The sequence below is a fragment of the Virgibacillus chiguensis genome (genome assembly GCF_900129865.1).
In the GTDB taxonomy this organism is placed as follows: domain Bacteria; phylum Bacillota; class Bacilli; order Bacillales; family Amphibacillaceae; genus Virgibacillus; species Virgibacillus chiguensis.
On record NZ_FQXD01000003.1, the window covers coordinates 22142 to 47934 of the forward strand.

The 25793-nt window shown below is 37.1% G+C and carries 21 protein-coding genes; 13 read left to right on the forward strand and 8 right to left on the reverse strand.

Translation table 11 applies throughout. From position 1 onward, the window contains the following. Nucleotides 1-17: 17 nt before the first annotated feature. The 6 genes from BUB45_RS04575 to BUB45_RS04600 all read left to right on the forward strand — a co-directional run bounded on the left by BUB45_RS04575 (nucleotide 18) and on the right by BUB45_RS04600 (nucleotide 4900). Entirely contained in the window at nucleotides 18-467 is a 450-nt protein-coding gene (locus tag BUB45_RS04575; protein ID WP_073005792.1) for a PTS sugar transporter subunit IIA, read from the forward strand. Beyond that, nucleotides 464-736, forward strand: coding sequence for a PTS sugar transporter subunit IIB (locus tag BUB45_RS04580; protein WP_073005794.1), 273 nt, complete (start codon nucleotides 464-466; stop codon nucleotides 734-736). Before BUB45_RS04575 ends, BUB45_RS04580 begins: the two co-directional genes overlap by 4 nt. A 39-nt stretch (nucleotides 737-775) precedes the next feature. Next, entirely contained in the window at nucleotides 776-2071 is a 1296-nt protein-coding gene (locus BUB45_RS04585) for a PTS ascorbate transporter subunit IIC (RefSeq protein WP_073005795.1), read from the forward strand. A 259-nt stretch (nucleotides 2072-2330) separates the two neighbouring features. Further along, a complete protein-coding gene (locus BUB45_RS04590) occupies nucleotides 2331-3323 on the forward strand; it encodes a phosphotriesterase family protein (protein WP_073005797.1) in 993 nt (330 codons plus the stop codon). Nucleotides 3324-3374: 51 nt separating this feature from the next. Further along, on the forward strand, nucleotides 3375-4106 hold the full coding sequence (locus tag BUB45_RS04595) for a creatininase family protein (RefSeq protein ID WP_073005799.1): 732 nt from the start codon (nucleotides 3375-3377) through the stop codon (nucleotides 4104-4106). Nucleotides 4107-4171: 65 nt separating this feature from the next. Next, nucleotides 4172-4900 carry an SIS domain-containing protein gene (locus BUB45_RS04600; RefSeq protein ID WP_073005800.1) on the forward strand — a complete coding sequence of 243 codons (729 nt, stop codon included), beginning with the start codon at nucleotides 4172-4174 and terminating at the stop codon, nucleotides 4898-4900. Between the two features lie 264 nt (nucleotides 4901-5164). Here BUB45_RS04600 and BUB45_RS04605 read toward each other — a convergent pair whose 3' ends face one another. Next, nucleotides 5165-5998 (reverse strand): YitT family protein, encoded by an 834-nt coding sequence (locus BUB45_RS04605; RefSeq protein WP_073005802.1) that lies wholly within the window; start codon nucleotides 5996-5998, stop codon nucleotides 5165-5167. Nucleotides 5999-6535: 537 nt separating this feature from the next. Between BUB45_RS04605 and BUB45_RS04610 the strand changes: the two genes are divergently transcribed. The 7 genes from BUB45_RS04610 to BUB45_RS04640 are packed head-to-tail and all read left to right on the forward strand — an operon-like array spanning nucleotide 6536 to nucleotide 13231. Beyond that, entirely contained in the window at nucleotides 6536-7369 is an 834-nt protein-coding gene (locus tag BUB45_RS04610; RefSeq protein ID WP_073005803.1) for a MurR/RpiR family transcriptional regulator, read from the forward strand. A gap of 15 nt (nucleotides 7370-7384) precedes the next feature. Next, complete coding sequence (locus BUB45_RS04615; protein WP_073005805.1) at nucleotides 7385-8119, forward strand: MBL fold metallo-hydrolase; 735 nt, start codon at nucleotides 7385-7387, stop codon at nucleotides 8117-8119. 13 nt (nucleotides 8120-8132) lie between these two features. Next, nucleotides 8133-9674, forward strand: coding sequence for an ABC transporter substrate-binding protein (locus BUB45_RS04620; protein ID WP_073005807.1), 1542 nt, complete (start codon nucleotides 8133-8135; stop codon nucleotides 9672-9674). Between the two features lie 25 nt (nucleotides 9675-9699). Beyond that, the gene (locus tag BUB45_RS04625) at nucleotides 9700-10644 is read left to right on the forward strand and encodes an ABC transporter permease (protein ID WP_170861708.1); all 945 of its coding nucleotides are present in this window, start codon (nucleotides 9700-9702) and stop codon (nucleotides 10642-10644) included. A 7-nt stretch (nucleotides 10645-10651) separates the two neighbouring features. Further along, the gene (locus BUB45_RS04630) at nucleotides 10652-11458 is read left to right on the forward strand and encodes an ABC transporter permease (protein WP_073005809.1); all 807 of its coding nucleotides are present in this window, start codon (nucleotides 10652-10654) and stop codon (nucleotides 11456-11458) included. A 10-nt stretch (nucleotides 11459-11468) separates the two neighbouring features. Next, nucleotides 11469-12449, forward strand: coding sequence for an ABC transporter ATP-binding protein (locus BUB45_RS04635; RefSeq protein ID WP_073005811.1), 981 nt, complete (start codon nucleotides 11469-11471; stop codon nucleotides 12447-12449). Then, nucleotides 12446-13231 (forward strand): ATP-binding cassette domain-containing protein, encoded by a 786-nt coding sequence (locus tag BUB45_RS04640; protein ID WP_073005812.1) that lies wholly within the window; start codon nucleotides 12446-12448, stop codon nucleotides 13229-13231. The genes BUB45_RS04635 and BUB45_RS04640 overlap by 4 nt, the downstream gene beginning before the upstream one ends. Before the next feature lie 167 nt (nucleotides 13232-13398). On the opposite strand, the gene BUB45_RS04645 is transcribed toward BUB45_RS04640, so the two are convergent. From BUB45_RS04645 to BUB45_RS04675, 7 genes are all read right to left on the reverse strand, one after another. Continuing rightward, the gene (locus BUB45_RS04645) at nucleotides 13399-13821 is read right to left on the reverse strand and encodes a hypothetical protein (RefSeq protein WP_084723535.1); all 423 of its coding nucleotides are present in this window, start codon (nucleotides 13819-13821) and stop codon (nucleotides 13399-13401) included. After that, nucleotides 13818-14027: a helix-turn-helix transcriptional regulator gene (locus tag BUB45_RS04650; RefSeq protein WP_073005814.1), complete on the reverse strand. Its 210-nt coding sequence runs from the start codon at nucleotides 14025-14027 to the stop codon at nucleotides 13818-13820. Before BUB45_RS04650 ends, BUB45_RS04645 begins: the two co-directional genes overlap by 4 nt. Nucleotides 14028-14387: 360 nt before the next feature. Further along, nucleotides 14388-15590 carry an MFS transporter gene (locus tag BUB45_RS04655; protein ID WP_084723536.1) on the reverse strand — a complete coding sequence of 401 codons (1203 nt, stop codon included), beginning with the start codon at nucleotides 15588-15590 and terminating at the stop codon, nucleotides 14388-14390. 351 nt (nucleotides 15591-15941) lie between these two features. After that, nucleotides 15942-16670 (reverse strand): LPXTG cell wall anchor domain-containing protein, encoded by a 729-nt coding sequence (locus BUB45_RS04660; RefSeq protein WP_139300091.1) that lies wholly within the window; start codon nucleotides 16668-16670, stop codon nucleotides 15942-15944. Between the two features lie 8 nt (nucleotides 16671-16678). Beyond that, on the reverse strand, nucleotides 16679-21997 hold the full coding sequence (locus BUB45_RS04665) for a lamin tail domain-containing protein (RefSeq protein ID WP_073005819.1): 5319 nt from the start codon (nucleotides 21995-21997) through the stop codon (nucleotides 16679-16681). Between the two features lie 356 nt (nucleotides 21998-22353). Then, nucleotides 22354-23952 carry an aspartate:alanine exchanger family transporter gene (locus BUB45_RS04670; protein WP_073005821.1) on the reverse strand — a complete coding sequence of 533 codons (1599 nt, stop codon included), beginning with the start codon at nucleotides 23950-23952 and terminating at the stop codon, nucleotides 22354-22356. Between the two features lie 517 nt (nucleotides 23953-24469). After that, entirely contained in the window at nucleotides 24470-25591 is a 1122-nt protein-coding gene (locus tag BUB45_RS04675; protein ID WP_073005823.1) for a M20 peptidase aminoacylase family protein, read from the reverse strand. Between the last annotated feature and the right edge of the window lie 202 nt (nucleotides 25592-25793).

Here is a 25793-nt window from a genome sequence, read left to right on the forward strand (position 1 = left end):
ATAGGTGTTTGCATATTATGAAATTTTTAGAAAAAACTATTATACAGCTAGATGTAGAAGTAAAAAGCCCAGAAGATGCAATTATGAAAGCAGGCCAATTATTATTGAAAGATGGGTTGGTTGAACCATCTTATGTAGAAGCTATGAAGCAAGCTTATAACAAGAATGGGCCCTATTTTGTCTTAGCGCCTCAAATTGCAATTCCGCATGCACGGCCAGAAGATGGAGTAAATGAAGCAGCTGTTTCATTAGTACAATTAAAAGAAGCTATATCCTTTGGACATGCGATTAATGACCCTGTACGTTTAGTATTTGGGCTAGGTGCTTCATCAAGTGCAGAGCATTTAACGCTGCTACGAAAACTAACAACATTATTAAATGATCCACAAAATATTGAGCAATTGCTTCAAGCAACAACAATAGATGAAGTTCAAAAAACAATTAGAAATGGAGAGATGACAAGATGAAAGTATTAACAGTTTGTGGTTTAGGACAGGGAACAAGTTTAATCTTAAAAATGAATGTGGAGCAGGCTTTAACAGATATTGGAATACGTGCAGATGTAGAGCATATGGACGTATCAACAGCTTCTAGTATGGATGCTGACTATATCATTACAAGTAATGAATTAGCTGAAAGTTTGCAAGGGCATAAGGCAAAGATTGTTATTGTTAATAACTATTTTGATATGGATGAAATTAATGAAGCGATCAAAGAAAATATGGAAGCCTCTTAATCTTTAAGAGGTTTCTATAAAAAATAGGAGGAAAAAGTAATGGATATTATTTTTTGGATTGCCACGAATGTGTTTGGAGAAGCCGCCATATTATTAGGTTTTATCGTTCTTTTAGGATTACTGTTGCAAAAAAAATCAGCAAGTCAAACGGTCAGCGGTACATTTAAAGCGATTATAGGGTTTTTAATAATTAGTGCAGGTGCTGGCGTTATTGTAAACGCATTAACCGTATTTGAGCCGTTATGGAAAGAAGTTTTTAATTTATCGGCGGAGCCTCTTGGTGATTTTATGGGGCAGGAAGGGTTTAACGCAAAGTATGGAAGTGCTGTTACGTTAGCAATGACGCTGGGGTTTGTCATTAACGTCCTTTTAGCTCGATTTACCAAATTAAAATATATTTATTTAACCGGGCATATGATGTTTTGGACAACCACCATTTTTGCAGGTGTAATCGTTCAAGCTGCTGGCGATGTTTCATTTTCAAAGCTCGTTATATTCTTAAGTATATTTATGGGGTTATATTGGACTATTCAACCAGCTTTAACACAACCATTTATGAGAAAAATTACCGGTAATGATAATATTGCCCTCGGACACACTTCTGCTTCTGTTGCTTTATTAGGAGCTTTAGCTGGTAAAGTGATGGGGAACAAAGAAAATGATTCAGAAAAAATAAAACTTCCTAAAGGATTGGAATTCTTAAGGGACTCAAACGTTATAACTGCATTGACCATGGGATTATTATTTTTAGTTGGAGCCATCATTATATCGTTTAAAGATACTCCCGGTGCTCAAGAGTTAGTGGCAGCTGCAGGTGATAAAAACTTTATTATTTACTCGATTATTCAATCCTTCACATTTGCAGCGGGTATTGCAGTTGTTTTGCTAGGTGTACGAATGTTTATTGGTGAAATGGTTCCAGCATTTAAAGGAATAGCGACAAAGATTGTACCTGGTGCAAAGCCAGCTCTAGACAGTCCAGTCGTCTTCCCATATGCACCAAATGCTGTTATTTTAGGGTTCTTAGGATCCTTTGTAGGTGCGCTAATTTGGCTTGTCGTTTTAGGAAATACTGTCGGCTACGTTTTTGTTCCAACGATGATCGTATTATTTTTCCATTCAGCAACAGCGGGTGTATTTGGAAATGCGACTGGAGGAGTACGTGGTGCATTAATGGCAGGATTTATTACTTCAACTGTTGTAGCATGGGGGCAATTTATTATGGTGAAAATGCTTCTATCCGATACCATTCCTGATACAGCGATGTGGGCAGCGGATTCAGACATGTTCATCTTAGGACCAATTGTACGTTTCTTATCCCAATTATTTTTCTAAATAAAGAAAACGACACTTATGATTGGTTTCAAGTAGAGAGGATGGAGCATATCATCAACTGCATGCTCTAAAGTTGAGCTATGTATTATCTTTAACTAAGTAAAATGACGGCTATCGTCATAAAGACTTTGACGATAGCCCAGTTTTTCTAACACGATACGAAAGTATAAAAGTTTAAAGGTTTATAGTATAAGAAAAACTACAACTTGCGTCATAAGATTTGGCGACAAGCCAAGTTTTTCTAAGGAGCTGATGCGTAATGAGTTTTATTCGTACATTTCATGGTGATATTGATCCTAAAACACTAGGAGTTACATACTCTCATGAGCATATCGTTTGTCGTCCGCCATATTGGGTCGAGCAAGAAGCAGATGATTTATTGCTTGATGATAAAGAGAAGTCCAAACTGGATGTGTTAGATTTCAGTCGCCTTGGTGGTGAAGCGATCGTAGATGCTACAGCAATTGATTATGGTAGAGATGTACAGGCGGTCAAGGAGATTTCAGAAGAGACAGGAGTTACCATTGTAGGTACAGCAGGGTTTAATAAAAGTTTTTTATGGGTAGCAAGCATCCCTGAACATTTGAAATCTGTAACCGGCAATTATTCAACATTTCATGAGTGGATTGAAGCAAAAAGTATTAATGAGTTGGCAGATTTCGTTATTCGCGAAGTAGAAGAAGGTTTAGAAGGGACGAACATTTGCGGTGGGCAGGTGAAATTTGGGACGGGCTATAATCGAATTACTCCTTTAGAAGAGAAAACGATTCGTGCAGTAGCTAGAGCACATCATGAAACAAAAGCTCCCGTTCATTCACATACAGAAGCAGGTACGATGGCACTAGAGCAAATTGAAATTTTAAAATCAGAGCATGTTCCATTAGAATATGTGAGTTTTGGCCATATGGATCGAAATCCAGATCCTTTTTATCATGAACAAGTAGCAAGAACAGGCGCATTCTTATCTTTTGACGGTATATCTAAAATAAAATATGCTCCAGAGAGCACACGCATTCAATGTATTTTTGAATTAGTGAAAAAAGGCTATGAAAAGCAAATTTTAGTTAGTGGCGATACAGCTAGAAAAACGTATTACAAGCATTACGATTATGGGCTAGGTTTAGAGAATATTTTAGGAAAATGGGTACCTCGCTTTATAGAAGAAGCGGACCAAGCTGGGTTTTTAGGAGAAGATTTAGTCACCAATTTCTTTGTAAATAACCCAGCGAGATGCTTTGCATTTAAAAAGTAATTACCCTTAACAATTATGTGGAAAATTAAATATGTGATGGAAGGTGCAACTATGGAGTTTCAATACGAAAATTCATATGAAATAAAAGATAAGGTCACAGCATCAAGTATTGCCATCTTACCAGTAGGAGCTGTTGAAGCACACGGCCCACACTTGCCATTGGGAACAGATAATCTTTTAGCTGAACGTGTCGCTAAAAACGTAGCTGAGCAAGTAGAAGCGTTTGTTTTACCTACTTTACCATATGGACAAGTATGGAGCTTGCGAAATTTTCCAGGAAGTATTAACGTTTCGAACGAATCGCTTATTTCCATCGTAGTGGATATTGGTGAAAGTTTATACAACCAAGGGTTCCGTACGTTTGTTATGGTGAATGGTCATTTAGGAAATCAGCCTGCATTAAAAGACGCTGCTCGTGTTCTATTTACATCATGTCCTGATATGAAAGTTTTTTACTTCTTTTATCCGGGAATGAAGCAAGCGGCAAAGGAAGTTCGAGAAACAGACTCTGCTCATGCCACATACTTTCATGCCTGTGAAATTGAAACATCTTACATGCTTTACTTAGCGCCAGAATATGTGGATATGAAAAAAGCGATAAAAGATATTCCGAATATACCTGAAGATGCAGATGTCACACCAACTCCTTGGGAAGCATTTACAAGATCAGCTGTTTTAGGAGATGCGACATTGGCAACAAAAGAAAAAGGTGAACATATTATCGAGATTGCGATTCGCAATATGGTTGACATGTTAAGGAATCACTGCCAGAAAAGACGATAAGTTTTATTTTTGCATTTTTTGAAATTAATGGAATGATTTACATGTTAAAAGAGGAGGTAGTTGTTTTGATTCAAGCATATTTTGAAAAGATTCACGGATTACTGACTACTGTAGAACAAAAGGAAACAGAAACAATGGAAAAAGCAGCAAACAAAGTAGCTCAAACGATTCAAGCTGACGGGGTTATTCACTTGTTTGGTTGCGGTCATTCGCATATTTTAACAGAAGAAGTGTATTATCGTGCTGGTGGACTTGTGCCCATCCATCCTATTCTTCATGAACCTTTAATGCTCCATGAGGGAGCTGTGCGTTCTTCCTCTTTAGAAAGAGAGAACGATTATGCGAAAAACTTTATTTCTGATCAAGGAATTACAGCAGGAGATGTCATATTTGTCATTTCTACTTCAGGAAGAAATCCAGTACCCGTAGATGTGGCTAACTATGCAAAACAGCAAGGTGCTTACGTAATAGGCATTACTTCCATTGCTTATTCATCTAGTCAAGCCTCACGTCACATTAGCGGGAAACATCTTTATGATGTCGTTGATATCATCATCGATAATCACGCACCTGCTGGCGATGCACTACTATCTCATGAAAAAGTAACTGTACCTTTTGCACCAAGTTCAACCGTTATTGGAGCAACGATACTGAATGCTATATTAGCTAAAGCGATTGAAACGATGGCAGAGCAAGGATTTGAACCGCCTGTATTTTTAAGCGGCAATATAGAGGGTTCTGATGAACATAACCAACGCTTAGTTGAAAAATATAAAGAACGAGTAAAATTATAGTCGGTCTTTGACAAAAACGATACAAAAAATCCAAGTAGGCGCCTTCCATTGTATCTTTCACTTTCGGAGCAATCTCATTCCTGTTCCGCCTCTAGTTCATAATGGCGCTGAACGGAAAAGCAAAAGGTGATTCAACCTTATTCTAACAATCATTCAATAAGCTTTTTTCAAGCTTATCGAATGGTTGTGTACAATAAAATACTATCATGACTCGCATTGAGCGATCTGCTAAACATCTTCATTTTCCTTCATCTTCAATTTGTATTACCTTCCTTTATAGCCTCTACGATTTATTTCCTGTACACTATGAACGGTTATATAAGCATCTTCATCTATTTTTTCAATAATGCGCTTCAAGTGAACAATTTCCTGTTTATTTATGACGATGTAAAGAATTTCTTTGTTCTGTTTTGTATAACCACCTTTACCTTCTAAAACAGTAATTCCACGAGACATATTATTCGTTACTTGTTCGAGAACTTCTTCAGGGTATTTTGATATAATGAGTACGGCCGTGCGTTCATTTGCACCTTCTACGATAATATCAATTGCTTTGGCACCAACGTAAACAGAGATTAACGTATACATGGCTTTTTCTTGACCGATGACGAACGCAGAAACCCCGATTACAGCAATATCTGTAAGGAGCATGCCCTTTCCAAAGCTCCAGCCGATATATTGATGAAGTAAACGAACGATAATAGCTGTCCCACCTGATGTACCTCCAGTTTTAAAAATGAGACCTAACCCAATTCCGACAGTTAAGCCAGCAAATAAAGCGGCTAACAATGTATCACCGTTTCCAGCTTTACCGATGTTTTCAGTTACATGCAAAAATAGGGACGAAAAGACGATAGATATAATGGTATATATCATGACCCGTTTACTAAAATATCGATAACCGATAACTAGTAAAACAGCATTAATAGCAAAATTTACAATTCCTGTGGACCATCCAAATATATAATAAGTTACAATCGATATCCCAATGATTCCCCCTTCAGACAGGTTATTGGGAATTGCAAAATAATTAACTCCAAACGCAAATATAAATGATCCGATAATAATTAAGCTGCTTTCTTTTAACCATTTTCCCATTTTCAAGAACTCCTCTCTAGCTAGATTTTATCAGTATTCCAAGGAAATAAAAAGCAACAAAATAATTTGAAGCATTGCTTCTTTATCCTAATCGCTGTGAAGGAAATGCTCCGAAAAATGATGCTATGATACCTTTCCGCCTTTTACCCACAATATAAATGTTATGTGTTATACTATTCAAAAAAGTTGTAGAAGGTTGTATCCGTTGGATGGATAAAGATATGTGCAAAAAAGGTTTTACCAGGAGGAATAATAGCGGGATACGCCGTATTTAATAAGCAGCGGTAACCAAACTATATGTGAAAGGAATCACCCATCTATTTCTTGCACTTTAGAATAAAAGTCTGCTTCGAAAAAAGTGTTTTTAAGTTTTTAAAAACATGAAAGATGTATGCTGAGTAAGTCTAAATGGGATAACATTGGCACACTCTCTTGCGTAAGGCTTTGCACTGGAGAAAAGTATGATACGATAAACGGTCGTTTTCGTCTTAAAGACCTTGTTAACAAGCCAAGTTTTCCCTAAAGGAGAGAGCATGTTTGAATAAGTTAATAAACGAAAAATATGAACAATTAAGCGAAGCACAACGAAAAGTCGCTCGTTACATAGTAGAAAATATGGAAGAAGTTGTTGTCTTATCAGCACAAAGAATTGCTTCTTTGTCAGACGTAAGTGAAGCTACCGTTCATCGATTTGCTAAGACACTAGGATATTTTAGTTTTGTTGAACTAAAACAGGACATACATACAACATTGCGTAAGAACCAACGAGCGCTGAATAATTTAATTACTACAACTGCTGAAAAACCAGATTCTTGGTTAGAAAAACATTTCTTGCAAGAAGCAGACAATATTGTTCGTACAAGTAAAGCAATAAAGGAGCGCGACATTCAAGACGTAGCTAACACACTGCTGCATGCTAATCATATATGGATAGCTGGTTGGCGATTGGGATTATCGATAACTACTTATATGCGATTTGTTTTTTCTTATATGCTTGGAAATACGACGTTAATTCCCCAAGGAGAACTCGCTGAATATAGTGCACATTTTAAAAAAACAGACGTCCTTATCGGAAGTGTATTTCCGCGTTATGATCATAAAACAGTACAAATTATAAAAAAGGCAAAAGAGAAACATGTTCAAACAATTATTTTGACGGACTCGCCTTTATGCCCTGCTTGTAAACATGCGGATATAACTTTGCTTGCGAAAACAAAGTCAAAAGGCTTTTTAGATTCGTATACAGCCGCCTTATCTATATGTCAGGCAATTGTAAATGAACTTTCCCATATTGGAGGGGAGCGTGTGAAAGAAAATATAAAGCAAATTGAAAAGAGTTATCCAGACTTTCTAGAAAAAAGCGAATCTTGATAGGAGTGGATGAAAATGAAATTACATACAGTCGGATATTGGGGCGCCTATCCAAACGTGAACGAAGCGACTTCATGTTATTACGTTGAGGAGGAACAAACAAAAATTTTACTAGATTGTGGCAGTGGCGCTCTTTCTAAGTTGCAAAATGTAATGGAGTTACAGGATTTAGATGCCGTTTTTATAAGTCATATTCATACCGATCATATGGCGGATATTTACAGTTTGGAATATGCCATGCTTATTTTACAACAACTAGGGAAAAGAAAAGAGCCGTTAGATGTTTATATATACGCAGAAAATAGGAGTGATCTATCGTTTGAATTTCCTCATGTATTACGTGTCCATCCAATTCACCTAACTGAATCGGTGGTTATAGGTTCACTACAGCTTACTTTTTCAGAAAATGTTCATGAGGTTCCGTGCTGTGCTATGAAGGTAATGAATCAGCAAGGACATGCCTTCGTATATTCTGCAGACACAGGTTATACAGAAAAACTCATTCAGTTTGCTCAAAATGTGGATACATTATTGATTGAATGTAGTTTTTATGCTGAACAACAAGGATTAGTAAAAGGGCATTTAGCGAGCTATGAAGTAGCTGACATTGCTAAAAAAGCAAACGTAGCTACCATTATTCTTACGCATTTCCCGCACTATGGTAATATTCAACAACTAAAAGAGGAAGTGACGTCAAAAACAGATCAAGTTGTTCATCTTGCAAAGGAAGGTTTTACCATCACTATATAACGGAGGATTTGATATGAAAAAAAGTAATTTCAAAGCTTTTTTGTTATTATGTGCTGTTTCACTTGCTCTTATAGCTTGTTCCAATGCAAATTCTACTCCAACGGATGAGCAAGAAGTAAACGCCAAGGAAAATAAAGCAGGCGGTACGGTTCGTATAGCAATGAGTACGGAAGTGGATCATTTAGATCCGTATCAATCTGCTGCAACAGATACGATGTCGATGATGGACAATGTATATGATGGTTTATTAGACACAGATGAGTCTGGTGAACTGGTGCCTGCTATCGCAGAATCGTACGATATTTCCGAAAATGGGCGCGTATATACATTTAAATTAAAGGAAAATGTTATGTTTCACGATGGATCTGAATTAACTGCAGAAGATGTGAAATATTCTTATGAAAAGTTAGCAGGGTTAAGCGGCGACGAGCCAATTTCATCCCAATTTGAAGTAATTGAAAAGGTGGAGACTCCCTCTGATTTTGAAGTCGTCATTACATTAAAAGAAACAAATTCGGCTTTTCTAGCAGCAAATATTCGACCGATTTTACCTGCTGATTATGATAATCATAGCGAAAAACCTATTGGAGCTGGTCCGTTTAAATTTGCAGAATATAAAGTAGGACAAGAACTGCGCTTAGTGAAATACGAAGACTACTATGATGAAGAAAAAGTACCGAAACTGGATGAAGTGCAGTTTAAAATCATGCCTGATCCAGAATCAGCAATACTAGCGATGCGATCTGGAGAAATTGATGTCATTCCAGGTATATCTGCTCAAGGCAAAGAGCAATTAGGCGATACCATTGAAACGATAGCTGCCCCACAAAACATGGTACAGTTAATGGCTTTAAACAACCAAGTAGAACCGTTAAATGATCTTCGTGTACGTAAAGCAATTAACTTAGTTATTGATAAAGATATGATTATCGATATGGTAGCTGAAGGAGATGGTGTTAAACTAGGATCAAATTTTAGTCCATCCATGGAATTATATTACCAGGCAGGATTAGAAGATACGTATCAACCTCATCTTGATGAAGCGAAAAAGCTATTGAAGGAAGCAGGATACAAAGATGGGTTTAATTTAGAATTGACGGTGCCATCTGATTATCAATTTCATGTAGATACAGCGCAAGTTATTACAGAACAATTAGGGCAAGTGGGTATTCAAGTAGATATCAAACGAATTGAATTTAGTACTTGGTTGGAAAAAGTCTATAATCAAGCGCAATATGAAAGTACTATTATCGGGTTTACTGGAAAGCTAGATCCTTATGAAATTTTACGAAGGTATGTAAGTGACTACAATAATAACTTTGTTCAATTTGAAAATGAGGAATACGATGCACTTATCAAGGAGGCACTTGCGGCTACGGATGAAAAAGCGTTAGCTCATATATATAAACAAGCTCAAACAATCCTAACAGAAAAAGCAGCTTCCGTATTTATTATGGATCCTTATCGTACAGTTGCGATGAAGAAAGGGTTACAAGGATGGAAAATGTATCCGATTCAAAAATTCAATTTAGAAGATTTATATTATACGGAATAACTGTCACGTAAAGGGGATAACTGTTGTGAGGTTTTACTTATATAAATTGTCTATGTTCGGTTTAACATTATTTATCGTTTCCCTCATGATTTTCTTTGTTTTTCAGTTATTGCCAGGTAATCCAGCCCAAATTATCCTTGGGTTGGATGCTGATGAACAACAAATTCATTATTTAGAGCAGGAATTAGGACTGGATAAATCAGCAATCGTAAGATACATCGATTGGATGGCCGGTATATTTCAAGGGGACTTAGGGGAATCTTTGCGTTACCAAGTACCTGTCAGTGACGTGCTTGCCGAACGTATTCCCGTGACGACATCCATAGCGATATTTTCCATGGTGTTAACAGTTATTGTTGGAATCCCCTTAGGAATTTTAATTGCTAGAATGAATGGGAAGAGAATTGCTGTTTTTTTATCGATGTTTACACAATTAGGCATTTCCATTCCTTCTTTCTGGTTTGGGTTTATGCTCATTTTATTGTTTTCCGTGACGTTAAATTGGGTAACCTCATTTGAGTACGTAGCGTGGTCAGAAGATTTCTTTGGAGCGCTTCAGGCGCATTTGTTGCCATCGCTAGCTATTGCTATTTCTAATATTGCTGTTGTCATTCGTTATTTAAGAAATACCATATTAGATCAAAACAAAATGGATTATGTGCGAACAGCAACATGTAAAGGATTATCTGAGCGAGCTGTACTATATGGGCATGTTTTAAGAAACGCATGTATTCCTATCATTACGATTATTGGTTTAATTACTGCAGATACGTTGGGTGGGAGCATTATTATTGAGAATGTCTTTGCCCTTCCTGGACTAGGGAGTTTACTTATTCAATCTATTACGTCAAGAGACTTTCCTTTGGTGCAATCCATGGTTCTATACATAGCTGCTATTGTATTAGTCATTCATTTTGTCGTCGATCTTTTATATAAATTTATTGATCCAAGAATAAGGCAAGGGAGGTAATCTTTGAATGAGGAGCAATCGACTCCCCTTATATATTGGTTTAACTTTTGTAGGATCGCTTTTTGTTATGATGTTGATTGGCGTGTTTTATACACCCTATGACCCTAACGCGATGGATGCAACAAATCGGCTTGCCTTACCGTCAGCTACCCACTTATTTGGCACAGACAATTTTGGCAGAGATATTTTTAGTCGTGTCATGGAAGGAACCAAGACCGCCTTTTTCATCGGAACTACTGCTGTATCCATCGGTTTATTTTTTGGCTTCCTATTCGGTGCTTTTGCTGGATACTTTGGTGGCTGGATAGATGAGATATTAATGCGTTTTATTGATGCTATGCTAGCCTTTCCTGGGATATTATTAGCAATTATGCTAGTTGCTGTCTTTGAACCAGGCATAAAAAATACGGTAATTGCACTTGGGGTTATGAGTGTTCCTGCATTTGCGCGAATTATTCGGAGTACTTTTATTCAGTACAAATCGTATGATTTTGTAAAGGCGAGTATAGCAAAAGGTGGAAGTGCATTGCATATTATGTTGAAGCATATTCTTCCAAATGCGTTATCACCAATATTCGTAGCAGCAAGTTTAAGCTTTTCAGGTTCTGTATTAGCGGAATCTGGTTTAAGTTATTTAGGCTTAGGAGTGCAGCCTCCTGATCCAAGCTGGGGAAGAATGTTAAAAGAAGCACAGCCTTATATCGCTACTGCTCCGTGGTATGTCGTCATTGTGGGGGTAGTGATTACGGTGCTTGTGTTAGGTTTTAATTTATTAAGTGATGGGATGCGTGACATCCATGATAAAAGGGTATAGGAGGGGAAAAGTGAATCAAGCTACCTTAGCAGTTCATGAACTCGATATAACTTTCCACCTTCCTGAAGGTGAGTTTTATGCTTTGCAAGATATTTCTTTTGAAATAAATCCAAATGAAGTAGTTGGCATTGTAGGGGAGTCTGGTTGTGGAAAAAGTCTAACTGCAAAAGCCATTATGGGAACATTACCACAAAATGCGAGTATTACACGTGGAAACATGATATTTCAGAATCGTCAGCTACATCAAATGTTAGATAAAGATTGGCAACGTTTAAGAGGAAATGAATTAACGATGATTTTCCAAGAACCAATGACTTCACTGAATCCTGTGTTAACCATTGGGAAGCAAGTTTCTGAAGTATTAAAGAGACATACATCTCTTTCAAAAAAGGAGAGAAAGCAACAAGTAATGAAAACATGGAAAAAAGTGGGCTTACCTAGACCAGAAGCATTATGGAAAGCGTATCCGCACCAGCTTTCAGGAGGAATGCGTCAGCGCGTTGTTATAGCTATGGCAGTTATTGGCCAACCGCAATTGATTATTGCAGATGAACCGACAACCGCTTTAGATGTAACCACGCAAGCTCAAATATTAAGTTTGTTTCAATCCATTAAACAAAATTACAACAATGCTTTGTTATTTATTTCCCATGATTGGGGCGTTATACGACGCATTTGTGATCGGGTGATGGTGATGTACGCAGGAAGAATTGTCGAACAAGGCGATGTAGATAAGCTTATGAATGAACCGAAACATCCTTATACGAAAAGCCTCCTCCAAGCTATTCCTAATGCATCCAAGCGGGGGCAACGATTATATACAATTCCAGGAAACGTACCAAGTTTACAAGAGAGAAAAACAGGTTGTCCATTTTATGAGCGCTGTCCGTTAAAAATGAAACAATGTGAAGCAGTTTTCCCAGATACATATACATTTGCACGGCAAACGGTCGCTTGTCATTTATTTGCTAAAGAAGGTGACCACCATTGAAACAGCCGCTTATAAAAGTAGAAAACCTAAAAAAATTTTATGACCAAAGGCGGGGGAAGTTTTGGGAACAAGCTTCGTACATAAAAGCTGTTAATGGTATATCGTTTACTTTATATGAGGGTGAATCATTTGGATTAGTAGGTGAGAGTGGTAGTGGCAAATCCACGACTGGTCAATTACTCGTACAGTTAATACAGCAAACAGAAGGGGAAATTTATTTTAAGGGGGAGGATGTATCATCATTCTCTGCTAAGCAATTAAAAGCTTGGAGAAAAGAAGTGCAAATTGTTTTTCAAGACCCTTTTTCATCATTGAATCCGAAGAAAACCGTCCAATGGACGTTAGATGAGCCACTAGCACTTCATAAATTGGGAGATAAAGCGACCCGTTATAAGAGAATTGTTCAAACTTTACATGACGTTGGTTTAGACGAATCTTATTTATCACGCTATCCTCATGAGCTTAGTGGTGGACAAAGACAACGGATAGCAATTGCAGCTGCCATTATTCTCAAACCTCAGTTTATTGTCATTGATGAAGGCGTATCGGCACTCGATGTTTCTGTCCAAGCACAAATTTTAAATCTACTGAAAGATTTACAACATCAATATCAACTAACCTATTTATTTATTTCTCATGATTTACATGTTGTGCAATATTTTTGCGATCGCATTGCTGTAATGTATTCAGGAGAAATTGTCGAAATAGGAGAAACAGAAAAAATTATTCAATCGCAGCAGCACCCGTATTCTAAATCTTTATTCTCCATAGTAAATCATTAACGCAACGTTTAGCACCAGTACCTGCCTTGAAAGGGGGTGGTAGCAAAAATAAAATGACAGCGCACTGTTCATCATCATGCTTGTATCATTCCTATTAAAGATATGACGGCTTGTGCGATCAAAATAAAATCAAATGAATAGAAACCTTGGTTGTTTATTAAAGCCTATTACCTTCTTTTAATAATAAGAGCAACTATACCTACAATCCAAATATACGAAAAGAAAAAGAGCCATAGATAAAGAATGGGAATTGACTCATATTCTAAAAATGTGAAAACTGCTAAAGCCACTAATAAAATAGCTAAGGAAATATGTGATGCGTATGCAAAAAAACGGAACATATTGTGGATGACTCGTTCATCTGCTTCGGGCAAATTATCTCTTTTTCGTTTCTGTTTAATCACCTGAATTACTGTCAAAATGATAGTTGCTACGAAACCACCTGCAAGCACTTCATACGGAAATTCACCTTGAAAAAAATAAGCAAGAAATGAACCAAGCAAAGCACCAATAAAAGTACAAGTAATAATAAAGTATGGAGTCCACTTTGCTAAGATCTTTCCCCATTTTTTTCTATCCTCTACACTCATTTGTCATCATCCTCCAAAATAAATATTTCATTTATTGGCATATCAAAATATGCTATTAATTTTAATGCTAACTCAAGACTTGGATTATACTTGTTTTTTTCAATTGCATTTATAGTTTGACGTGTAACTTGTAGATCCTCAGCCATTTTAATTTGAGTTATCCCCTTTTTTTGACGGATTTCCCGAATATAATTAATCACTCCCATTAATTGCTCCTCCAAATCTAAGTAAAGATATCTTTACACAAACAGTAACATAATAGCGTCTGATTGTAAAGGTTTCTTTACAGTCAGACGCTATTATATTCACACGATAATCTGATTTATAATATATTATCCCTTTTACTTTTTAACTGGTATCCACATGATAATTTGAATCTCCTTCATTTTATACTTTCTTGAAAGAAACTCGATTTGCAAATATCTAATTGATTTGTTTTAAACAGTATGTAAGTATTTAAATATTATAAAACAAAAGTTTCTAAGATAAATGGTGGCTGATTATGGGCGTTTTTGAAAAGGGCATGCTTAAGGGGCAAAACGTTTCTATTTTTGTCCCCTAAATCTTTACGAGCTAATTCTTTCACGTTTACGATGTATAAATAGGGTTCTTTTACCTAAATAATAACGAAATAGCAATATGACTGCTAAAACAATTACCGCATTTAGTAAGTAAAGATTAGCAAATCCGAAATAAGAAATAAGCATACCCCAAATAAATGAACCGAGAGCCATTCCACCATCGTATAAAATAAAAAATGTACTCGTTGCATGCGCGCTTCTATGTTTAGGTGCTGCCTGAACAGCCATTGTTTGAAAGCTAGGTAATAATGTTCCGAATCCTAAGCCAATAAGCGCTGCGGATGTTAACAGCATCCAACTTGAATGCGTTATGCTTAGAGCGATAAGCCCAAGTGAAAAAATGAATAAACATGGTATGATCACATATTTAGGCCCTTTCACATCAAAGGTTCTTCCTAGATAGGGTCTAGAGGTGATCATGACAGCTGCAAAAACAACAAAGAAGTACCCAGCTGTAGATGTAAGTCCTAATGCACTACTATAGACAGATATAAAGGACATAACACTAGAATAAGCTAAAGCTATTAGACTACAAATGAATGCTATAGGAAGCGCACGTGTTTCTATAAAATCATGTACCGTCCATTTCTGTTTTTCCTGAACATTCGGTTTAACACCTGTTTCGTCGATTTGTATCATGGTAGCATGAATGATTGTGACGAGCATGATAATACTTAATAGGAGAAATAGCTGTTGAAAACTTGTATATTGTAGTACGGTTAAGCCAATAAATGGCCCAACAACAACAGCCAAATTCATTGCCATAGCAAAATATCCTAATCCAGCCCCACGGCGTGAAGCAGGAATAATATCAGCAGCAATGGCACCTGTTGCTGTAGTGACAACCCCAAATGCTAGTCCATGTAAGAAACGAACGATTAATAGAGGAATAAAAGATTTAATAAACATGTAAAGAAAAGTAATAGCGACAAACATAACAACACTTAAAATAAGTCCTCGCTTTTTGCCTGTTTTTTGCAATAGTAATGCAGAAAAAGGTCTTATAATAATGGCGGCAATTAACATGGAAGTAACTACGAGACCAGCCTCAGCTTCATTTCCATGTAAATTTTGCACAACAAAAATAGGTAATGTAGTTAAAAGTGTATAAAAGGAAATGAAAATTAAGAATTGTGTTAATGAAATACTAATAAAATCTTTTGTCCAAATCTTTGGTTGATGACTCAATATCTATCTCTCCTTATCTTAATAAAAACCAGGGGGGCGAGCTTGAAATGAAAGGGGAAGAAAAGCTTGAACAGTCAGGTTTAACACCACCGCTAGCAGTATAAGGTAATGTATGGAGAAAAAACAAAAAGAAGCAACATTTGTTACTTCTATCTATCTAGAATAAAGACACACTTGATCTATTCTATCGTTTTGCCACTGTTTTGTAAACAGGATGGTCAATTCGGTGTACAATAAATCCATTTTACTAAGTGTTATGATTATGGAAAAAGTTAATCAAGCATACGAAGTTGAAATTTATTCAGTGGAGAGTGATTAAACTCCCCACTGATTGGAGATTCCATTTACTTCTTATTCGTTTAGTACCTGCCCTTTTTTTCGATAAAGATGAATGAGCCATATGCTTGAACCTAATAGTAATAGCGTTATTCCAATAAATAGAGCGTTAAACATATTTGTTGCTGTGTTTGGTAAGGAGGACCCTGCTTGATGAGGCTTTGACGTATTTTTAATTGATGGCATCCCATCGTCAAACTGATGTTTATTTCTTCCCTCTTGATTCTCCTCCGAGCTTGGTTGTTGAATGGATGGTTTTCCGTTGCCTTTTTCTCCTTTATGGAAGGCATTCCCATCGGCGTTTTGATCGTTTTGGTCCATGTCTCCACCATTGGTTTTATCTTCTCCAGAGGGCTGTTCCGGAACTGTTGGGGAAGTAGGATTATCCGGTTCTTCAGGTACTATAATTTCCCCATCGATGGTTAAAAACTTCCAAATATCGGATCGTGTTTTACCGCCGTATTGGTCGGAAGCTACGGTATACCAGAAGTACTCGCTATTTGGATCTAATCCTTCCCAAACGATCGCTGCTTTTTCACCACTAGGGACATTTTTTACAGAACCAATTTTTTCATCTGTATACACATTTACTTCTACGTAATCTGTAGCCACTCGCTTCGTTTGTACCGACATATCAAAATCAAACGAGAATGTATCTTTTCCAGGGAATTCTTCTGGGTCATAGTAGTTGTAATCATCTAGATATGGTGAATAAGTCTCTACATCAATGTGATTTGTATCCATATTAAAGTTCAATATCCGTAAATATCCTTGTCCGCCTTCTGGCCGCCTTGGTAGTCTGCTAACATTTGATAAACGGTCCGATCCGTAATCCCATCTCCATCATCATCAATGTCATCGATTAATGTCTGAGCATTATGGTAATGACCGGATAATACAGCGAACACATTCTCATTTGGAATAACAACTTCTTCAAACAATTGATCGCCAGTAGGGCTTCTGCTTCCAGTAGCTAATAAATATTCATGTACATTAAGGATAGCTTTACGGTTTGGATGTGCTTGTAACACTTTATTTAACCATTGAATTCCATCCTCTTCAATCCCCCAGCCAAGATGAACCATAATAAAATCCATTCCATTCAAAGACATTAGATCATAGTGGCCGCGGTTGTCTTTGAAAGAGTCCCCATAATAATAATTGTCTTTAAAACGCTCTTCGCCAAAGAAACGTCCATAATAGCTGTAATCACGACTTTTGTTGTTTACATCATGGTTTCCAGCAACAACACCATAAGGGATATTAGCCTCATCTAATTTTTTCATCGATCGGTCAGCTACATCCCATTGTTCTAGATCGTCGTAAACATCTACTAGATCACCTGAATGAAAGACATATTCTATATTTAATGCTTCTTTATTATCTGCAATCCATTCTGTTTGTCTTTCATAAATGTGTGGATAACTTTCTGAATAGTATTGGGTATCCGCCATCCAAACAAAGCTAAAGTTTTCTCCAATCTCGGCAATTTCATCCTGAACAATAACACTAACTTTTTGGTCTTGCATATACTCTGTTCCTTTTACAGAGCCGATGAGTTCAAGCGCATCTGTGCCAGCAATAGTGGATACAAGCGCATCCCACTTGTTTGTCGTATAGTTCCAAGCATACATCGTTACTTTTCGCCCTTCTAATGAAGATCCGTTCCAAACCATTTCTATTTCGTCGTTTGCATCTACTTGTTCATTAACCGTAACGTCAAAACGATGATATGGAAATTGGTAATCAGAGGTCGTATCTATTTGATTGCCATCGATTGTCTGTAAATGCTTCAGCTGTTTTTTTGTTAATCTTTCTTCGCCCTCTGGTAAATAACTTTGCGGCGGTTCTGTGTCTACAGCATTTTGTGAAATGGTCATATTTGGATCATCTGCTGTATACTGGTAGGATTGATAAAAATCAACATCCATGGCATCGTTGGTTGGGTCATGTACGGTAACAGATAAGTTGGCACTTGTGCTATCAGAATTATTCCCTAACCAATTAGGTAGCAGTGGATGTTCTTCGTCTACGTAAAATGTTACTTTCTTTTCTGTTTGATTATTTGCTGTATCCGTAGCTTGAAAACTGAGCTCATGTTTCCCAGGTTCTAACAGGGAAGAAGAGGTATTATACGGTAAGGATATATAATTTCCATCTAACTGAGCAGTTATAGATTCAACGTTGCTTGTTGCATCTTTGGCATTAGCGTCAATGGTAAAAGCCCCTTTATATGTTTCACCATTTTTTATAGAAGGCGTGATCGTTGGAGCAGTATTATCTGTAATCACCTGTTTGGTTACTTTTTCATTCTTTAAAACCGTTTTTATTTCATGCTTTCCATCGTCCACTTTGGTTGTATCGAAAACATAAGCTGTCGATGCAAATGCCCTTTCATCCAATGTGAAAGTGAAATCATAGACAGGCTTTTTGCCTGAGCTATCGCCAATGGAGTAATCTTGATTCGGTTTACTGTACGCTGGGTCGTAAATCGTCGTCCCATCTGAAAGCACGAGGCGAATATTTTTAATCGTGAAATCATCTCGGTTCTCTTGAGATGTTGCATCAAAAGGGCCGACTTTATTACCTGCTCGAATGGAGATCGTGTTTTCTCCTTGTTTTAGTTTATCAGCAGAAACAGGGACGGTAATCGTAGTAAATTTTGTATGTGTATCATCAAAAATGTGGAGTATTTCATCTCCCATAGTCACCCCATTTTTAAAGTAAATATTTGTCTCACGTACATCAAACGCGAAATATGCGTCCGATTCCATCGCTTTAAATGTATCTGTTACTTGCTTTTGATCAACAAATAAGCTCGGCTCTATTTCTGTATTGTCAGCGGTAGCTTTTATGACTTTTTTCCCAGAAATAAATTCATTATCTTGCATATTAAGTCTTAGCCCTTCTTGCAGTGTTGGGTTATCAATGGAAACAGTGCTTGTAGGAGAAGTAGTTTTGTTTGCTCCATCACTCGCTGTAAAGTAATATTCTAATGTATCTTTTCCAATTAACTCTGGCTCATAAATAATATGCTCATAACGGTTAGTTGCTTGTGTCTCTAAATTCACCTTTCTAAACTTTCCCCCATCTGTACGATAATGAACAGATACGCTTTTGACGTCTGCATTATCGGTAATGGTGGCAGATAATGTAAAAGGCTGTTCCGATGTAATTTCTTTTTTCTTGGTTGTATTTTTAATGACAGGTTTTTCCGCATCTTTAGGAAAGATAACTTTCTTTCTAGGAACTTGTTCTGTTAATACTTCACCTGGTGTAGCATCCCATTCACCTGCACTTATTTTGGCAGTATGCAAGCTGCTATCTGTCGGAAAACGATAGAAAATACCTTTATCCGCTGTTGTATCATCAACATCAACTACATCGTTATACGTGGAGTAAGAAAGTTCTTTTCCAGTTTTCGTAGCAACGATGAGTGACCGTTGACTCCCGTTGGCCATTCCATTGTTATACATTTTAAACAAATTTTCACCTTCTGTTAGATGGGACCCATAATTTGCATTGAAATCGGCTGCAGTTTTTTCTTTATTGCCGTGGTTGATGATCCAAAAAACAATTGTTTCTCCCGGTGGAATGATCACTGTGTCCTTCTCGTTTGGACTCCAAAGTAAATCGTTACCTGCGTCTGTGTTCGGATAGCGATAACGGATCGTATAGTCTTTAAAGTCAATTGCTTCTGTAGTATTGTTATAAACTTCGATAAATTCATAGGCATCAGCACTATTGCTATTCGTCGTATCAGGAGTTATTTCTGTAATGAACAGAGGTGGAACTTGTTGATAGTCGATCTCCTTCGTTGGTAGCTGATAAGAATGAACATCTGTTTTTGCCTCACCGGCCTCATTGGTAGCGGTGAAATAGTATTGAATGTGGTCACTCCAAATTTCTTCGAGTGGAATAGTTACCGAATAGATATTCGGATTTTCCTCAGAAACTTGCAATGGCCATGTTTGATATGTTGCTTCAGCACTTTGCAAGATAGAGAGACTAGCTCCTGATATTGATTTTTCTGATTTAACCTCTATTTGAACGGTTATTCCTTTCTCATCCATGGAAAGTTCTGGCTTGCCCAAAATAGGCTTTTTCGCAGTGCCATCCACGATAACAGGTTTTTTTGGAACTTGTCCAGGCAGGTTAGACAATGGCGTCATCGCTTGTCCTAAACCAGTTTTTATCATGCTTGTCCCTTGATTCGGATAACGGTAAACAATTCCTTGGTTTGGAGATGTATCATCCTTTTCCGTATCATTATACGTAGCGGATACGATTTCGTTGTTAAATTTATCAGCAACGACTAAAGTGCGTTCTCCGCTATTAGCCATGCCAGCATTGTGAATTTCGGTTACATGACTTTCTGGCATATGTAAGCCATACTGTTCATTAAAGTCAGCTAAAGTTAAACGTTGGTTACCTTCATTTTTAATCCATACAATAAAGCTTTCCTGGGGTTTGATTTCTTTATTATCACTTATACCCCATATTTGATCAGGCATATCATCTGGATATTGATAGAATAATTGGTAATCATTCATGTTAATTGTTTGATTTGTATTGTTATAGATTTCAATGAATTCATAGGCATCTTTTTGATTTACATTTGTCGTGTCGGGAGTAATTTCTGTAATTAACAATGGGGGTATTGTTTGTGTATCATCCGTATCACTTTGTTTGATCGTAACATGTATAGGCTCCTGTTCAGGATAGGGTATGCTTGTACCATCTTTCGTTTGAGCAACAATTTGGTAGTAAAAGTTTGGTGACCACAGTTTTTCTTTAGGAACTGTAACGGAATAGGTAGTGGCATCTTTATCTTTCGTGAATGGCAATTCCTCCATTTCCATTTTATTTGCAGTCTGGAACTGAAGGTTAAGCTCGGTTACTTCATCGGTTAAAGTTGCTGTAATTGTAAGGTCATCTGTAGCTGTCGCATCATATATGGCTTCATGTTGGATGAACGAATCTGTTGTAACGTTCTTTTCATTTTTCTTGTTATCTAATTCTGTATCTTTTGTTTGCTTTTTCTTTTCTTTCGTCACCATGTCTTCATTGGTGTTTTTTTCTTTAGAGCTTTCGGGTTGTTCTGCTTTTACTTCCATTCTTTCAGCTGGAACTTGGCCAGGAAAAATCTCACCAGGGCTCGCTTCTGTTGTAAGTCCGCCACCCCGCCATGTTTTTTGGTCTGTGTAATAGAAAAGCTGCCCTGCCATATTCTCTGTGAAATGAACATTACCTTCTGTTACAACTTCATTGGTACTGTTTTCTATTAATGATAGTTTATTGATGGTGGAAGGAAGTAACGCTTTATTTACAGCAGTTACTTGTTGTTTATTTGGTTGCATTTCATAGAAGCTATGAAATGTATTCATATCTGCTTCTTCGTTAGCAAACCAAATAATATGACTTTTTCCTGATGCGATCAATAAAGATTGTTCAAAAGAAATTTTTTGGTTCTCTACTTGTAATGAATAATCTTTTACATCAATGGGGTGTGATGAATGGTTGAAAATTTCGATAAAGGGTTGTTCACCAAACCCTACTTCTGTAATCATTATTTTAGGCAGTGCTTGTACATTCGTACTAGTTTGCGATTGTATTGGAACAGTATATGGATCTGTTTTTCCTTGGTCTGTTGCTGACTTTCCCTCATACCAATACGTTATATGGTCAGACCAAGTTGCTGATTTGGGAATAGCACCAGTGTATTCACCATTGTCTTCTTTTTTCATGTCAATTTCTATCGGTTTAGAAACCTTTGTAGATTGATAAAACAAGCTTACTTTCTCTGCGTGAGGTGCAGTTACTGATAATGAATGCTGTTGCAGGCGTTGCATCACTTTAGGTGCAACATGCTGCATAATCAATGTATCATTATTCATAGTTTCACTATCTTGATTTGGTAATTCTTGCTGTTTTTCCTCTTTAGTTTTTGTTGCTTGTTTAGGGGTGGAAACAGTGGCATAAGCAACCGAAGTTGGTTGTAAGAAATTGGCGATTATTATTACGATCGCCGTCAATGCTGCTAAAAGCGTGCGAAACTTCTTGTTTTGCATTTTTTATCCTCCCTTTGCATGTATATGTCTAAGTATACGGGAGCAGTTGTTAATAATTGGTTAAAGTAGTGTAAAGATTTACTATAAATATGTGATTTATTACTAATCTCTATGGCTATTGCTTTAGTTATAATTTAGAATTCTATCCTACTCTATAATTTAAACAAAACAAACATAAATACGACTATCGTTTTTACTAGTACTATAGGAAAGCATAAAAGTATAAAGGTGTATAGTATAAGAAAAACTACGCCTTTCGCCAAGTCCTATGGCAAAAGGCGTAAATGCAAGCTAACATATAAGTGCTACGTTATTTGTTAAAATGACAGAGGCCCATGTTCATTGATGAGCATGAATTACAGAAAAAACATCATTAATTGTGTTGAAATAGCAACAAAAATCAGTGAAAATGGGTAAGCAGCAGCGTAGGCAATAACGGCATCATCGGAATCTACCACTTGATTTAATGCACCTAAAGCAGGGGTGCTCGTCCTACCGCCGCACAGTGAACCAAGTGAGTGCACAATGCTAAGCTTAAATAGTTTTTTTGCTACTAAATAACCGATAAAGAGTGGCACAAGCGTGATGATCGTTCCTCCAACCGCAAGCTGCACTCCTTCTGTTTGTATCACATTTACAAGTCCCTGTCCCGCTGTTGTTCCAGCACCTGCTAGAAATAATACAAGACCTAATTCTCGAATGACATGATTTGCTGGGGCATAATAACGGACATGTATGGGTCCAACGTTACCGAAATGACCAACAATTAAAGCAACAAAAAGTGGCCCACCAGCTATTCCTAGTTTAATTGTTCCTAACCCTGGAATGAAAATGGGGAGCATACCAACAATGATTCCTAATAATAGTGTTATACTAATCGAGAAAATGTGTACATTGGTGACGGCTGGGTTTTTTCGCGAAAATAATTTTTCAACTTGCTTCAAACGATTTTCCGTGCTTACAATGGTTAAAACATCACCTCGGAGCAAGCGCATCGTAGGATGTTGCTTTAATTCTAGTCCTTCACGTTCAATTCTAGTTACGGTGGCACCATATTTTTTTCTCAATTTTAATTCCTTCATGCTTTTTCCAATAACGGACTCGTCTTCTACAGTGATTTTTTTAAACTGTATATTATCTGGGTTTTCTAGTTGCGTGGTTACTTTTTGTCCGACATAGGTGCCAAAAGATTTCAATTCATCTTCTTCTCCAACAGTAACAAGGTTGTCCCCCATAAGTACAGGAGTATCGCTGAGAGCAATCATCGTATGTCCGTTGCGAATAATTCTGCTAATTACGACATCCTTTTTACTAATCGCAAGCTCTTTTAAGGTTTTTCTATGAAGTTTTGGATTGGTTACTTTAAATGACATCACTTCAGGTGAATGTTCATCTTTAATTGGATTTTTTGATGCCTCTAAATCTTTCATTAAGTCGACTTTACTAAAACGAGGCAAAAGCTGAACAAATAAAATGATTGCTAGCACACCGAAAGGGTACCCAATTCCATAACCGACAGAAGCGATGGAATCATTTGTTGCTTGTAATGCTGCAGCTAAACCAGGAGTACTTGTTAATGCTCCGGTCATTAATCCAATGCTTAGCGCTGCTTCAAGATCAAATGTTTTTGCAACTATAATGGTAGTGATGACTGCACTGGTAACAATACATAAAGAGATACTACAGAATATAATTCCATTAGAACGGATCATTCTGAAAAATCGTGGGCCAGCCTGTAAACCGATAGCTACTATAAATAAGCTCAAACCTAGGTTTTGTACAATTGGCGATACGTTATATCCAAAATGTCCAAAAATCATAGCAACAAGTAAAACTCCGGCAGAACCGAAGCTTAGTCCTTTTAATTTAAGTTGGCCAAGAAAAGAGCCAATCAGTAAAATGGCAAAAACTAAAATAAGTTGTTCGTCGAGTAAATCGTGAAGTAATGTTTCCATTTTCCTCTCCTCTTTCTTTCATAGTATCTATTTTACTACAACGAAAGGAAAAATCTTGTTCTTGGGAAGATTGTTCAAAAATTTTTCAAGCTTTGAATGATTGAAAAACATTGTAATCGCTTTAATATCCTGTTTAAACCATTTTTAAAATATATTACTAAAAGGTGGGTGAGAATCTATGAAATTTATCAGTTGTTGAATGAAGGGGAAAGAGGTAAAAATGTATAGTAAAGGAATTTTTCAACTTTTAAATGCATTGTGTAACCTCGAAGTTGTAACAAAAGTATTCTGAACAAAGAAAAACATGAACGAGTAGAAGTAGTTCATGCCTCTAAAATGCTCTGCAAAACATGTTGCTTTTCGTAAGTGGTTGGATAGCCCCCTCGTGCAGGCGCAATGTAGGGGCTCACCAATGCCTTCTTACTACAGTGTCTACGTCTATTTCCTCTGCACACCTTTAGAACGTACAACTTGAGATATAACGAAAATGGAAACCAACCTTTTAATAGAAAATGCTCTACAATTCATAAACTTGTCGAACTGCTTCCGTTAGAATTTCAACACCGTTGATGAGTGCATCAGAATTAAATGTCATTTGTGGGTGATGTAATCCTGGCGTTAAATCACAACCGAGACCTAGCATAGTCGCTTTTAATTCTGGCTTCTTAATTGTATAGAAGTGAAAATCATCTCCTCCAGGAGTAATTAAAGGGGGCTGAACGGCTTCTTTCCCTAACACATTGGTAATAGCAGTTGTCATTATAGATGTTGCTTCCTTATTTGTTTTGGCTGCAGCAATGCCATGCTTCTCCATAATGTCTATGTTAATTGGGTAAAGATGTTGTATTGAATCAAAAATGGCTCCTACTTGCTTATCTAGCTCATCCATCGCTTCATTCGTTTGTGCCCGCATGTCGATTGCAAAAGTAGCACTTCCAGGTATAATGTTGGTGCTCTTGCTACCAGCTTGGAAGCTCGTCATTTTTACAGAATGCGGGACGGTTGGATCTAAATGAATCTTACTTAGTAATTGTACAATTTGTGCACCAACTTCAATTGCATTCGTATTTAAGTGCGGTCTTGCCCCATGTGCGTCTACACCAATAATTTTCCCTTTGTATGTTTTACATGCTCCATGCACAATGACGGGAGCTGCATTGTGCATCGGTGTCTCTTGTTTTGGTCGTAAATGGACGCCAAATAAATAATCGACATCTTCTACAACACCTTTTTCTACTAATTTTAATGCGCCAGTCCCTGTTTCTTCTGCAGGTTGAAAAATAAATTTTATCGCTACCTTGTCTTGAAGACTGGAGCTCTGTTTTAATTTCCACAATAGCCCTAATACCATAGCCATATGTGCGTCATGTCCACAAGAATGATTGGCTTGAAATGTGCCATCTACTTCTTGCCAAAGTGCGTCGATATCAGCTCGAATGGCTACTATTGGTAAATCTTTTTCAAAGTTTCCAAATCGCCCAATAACCCCTGTGTGATCTGTGAATGTATGCACATCACACCCTTGTTCTTGAAGAATATGCTTGATGTAGTTGGTCGTTTCCATCTCTTCCCAACTGATTTCTGCATGGTTATGTAAATGATGGAACGTGTTTTTTATTTTTTGTTCTAAGTTAGCCATGAGAGGCGATCTCCTTTCCTGTTTAAAAAGTGTTATAAGGCTTCTCCTTTAAGAATTGAAAAAGATGAGTTGAAACATCTAAGTCAGCTAACAACATCTCTATTCCTTTTTGTAAGAGGGTTGTAGGTCATACTCATGACATGCGAAGAAAATCTAGTGGAGAATGAAAGAACTCCCCTAATTGCGGTTCGCTTTACAAGAG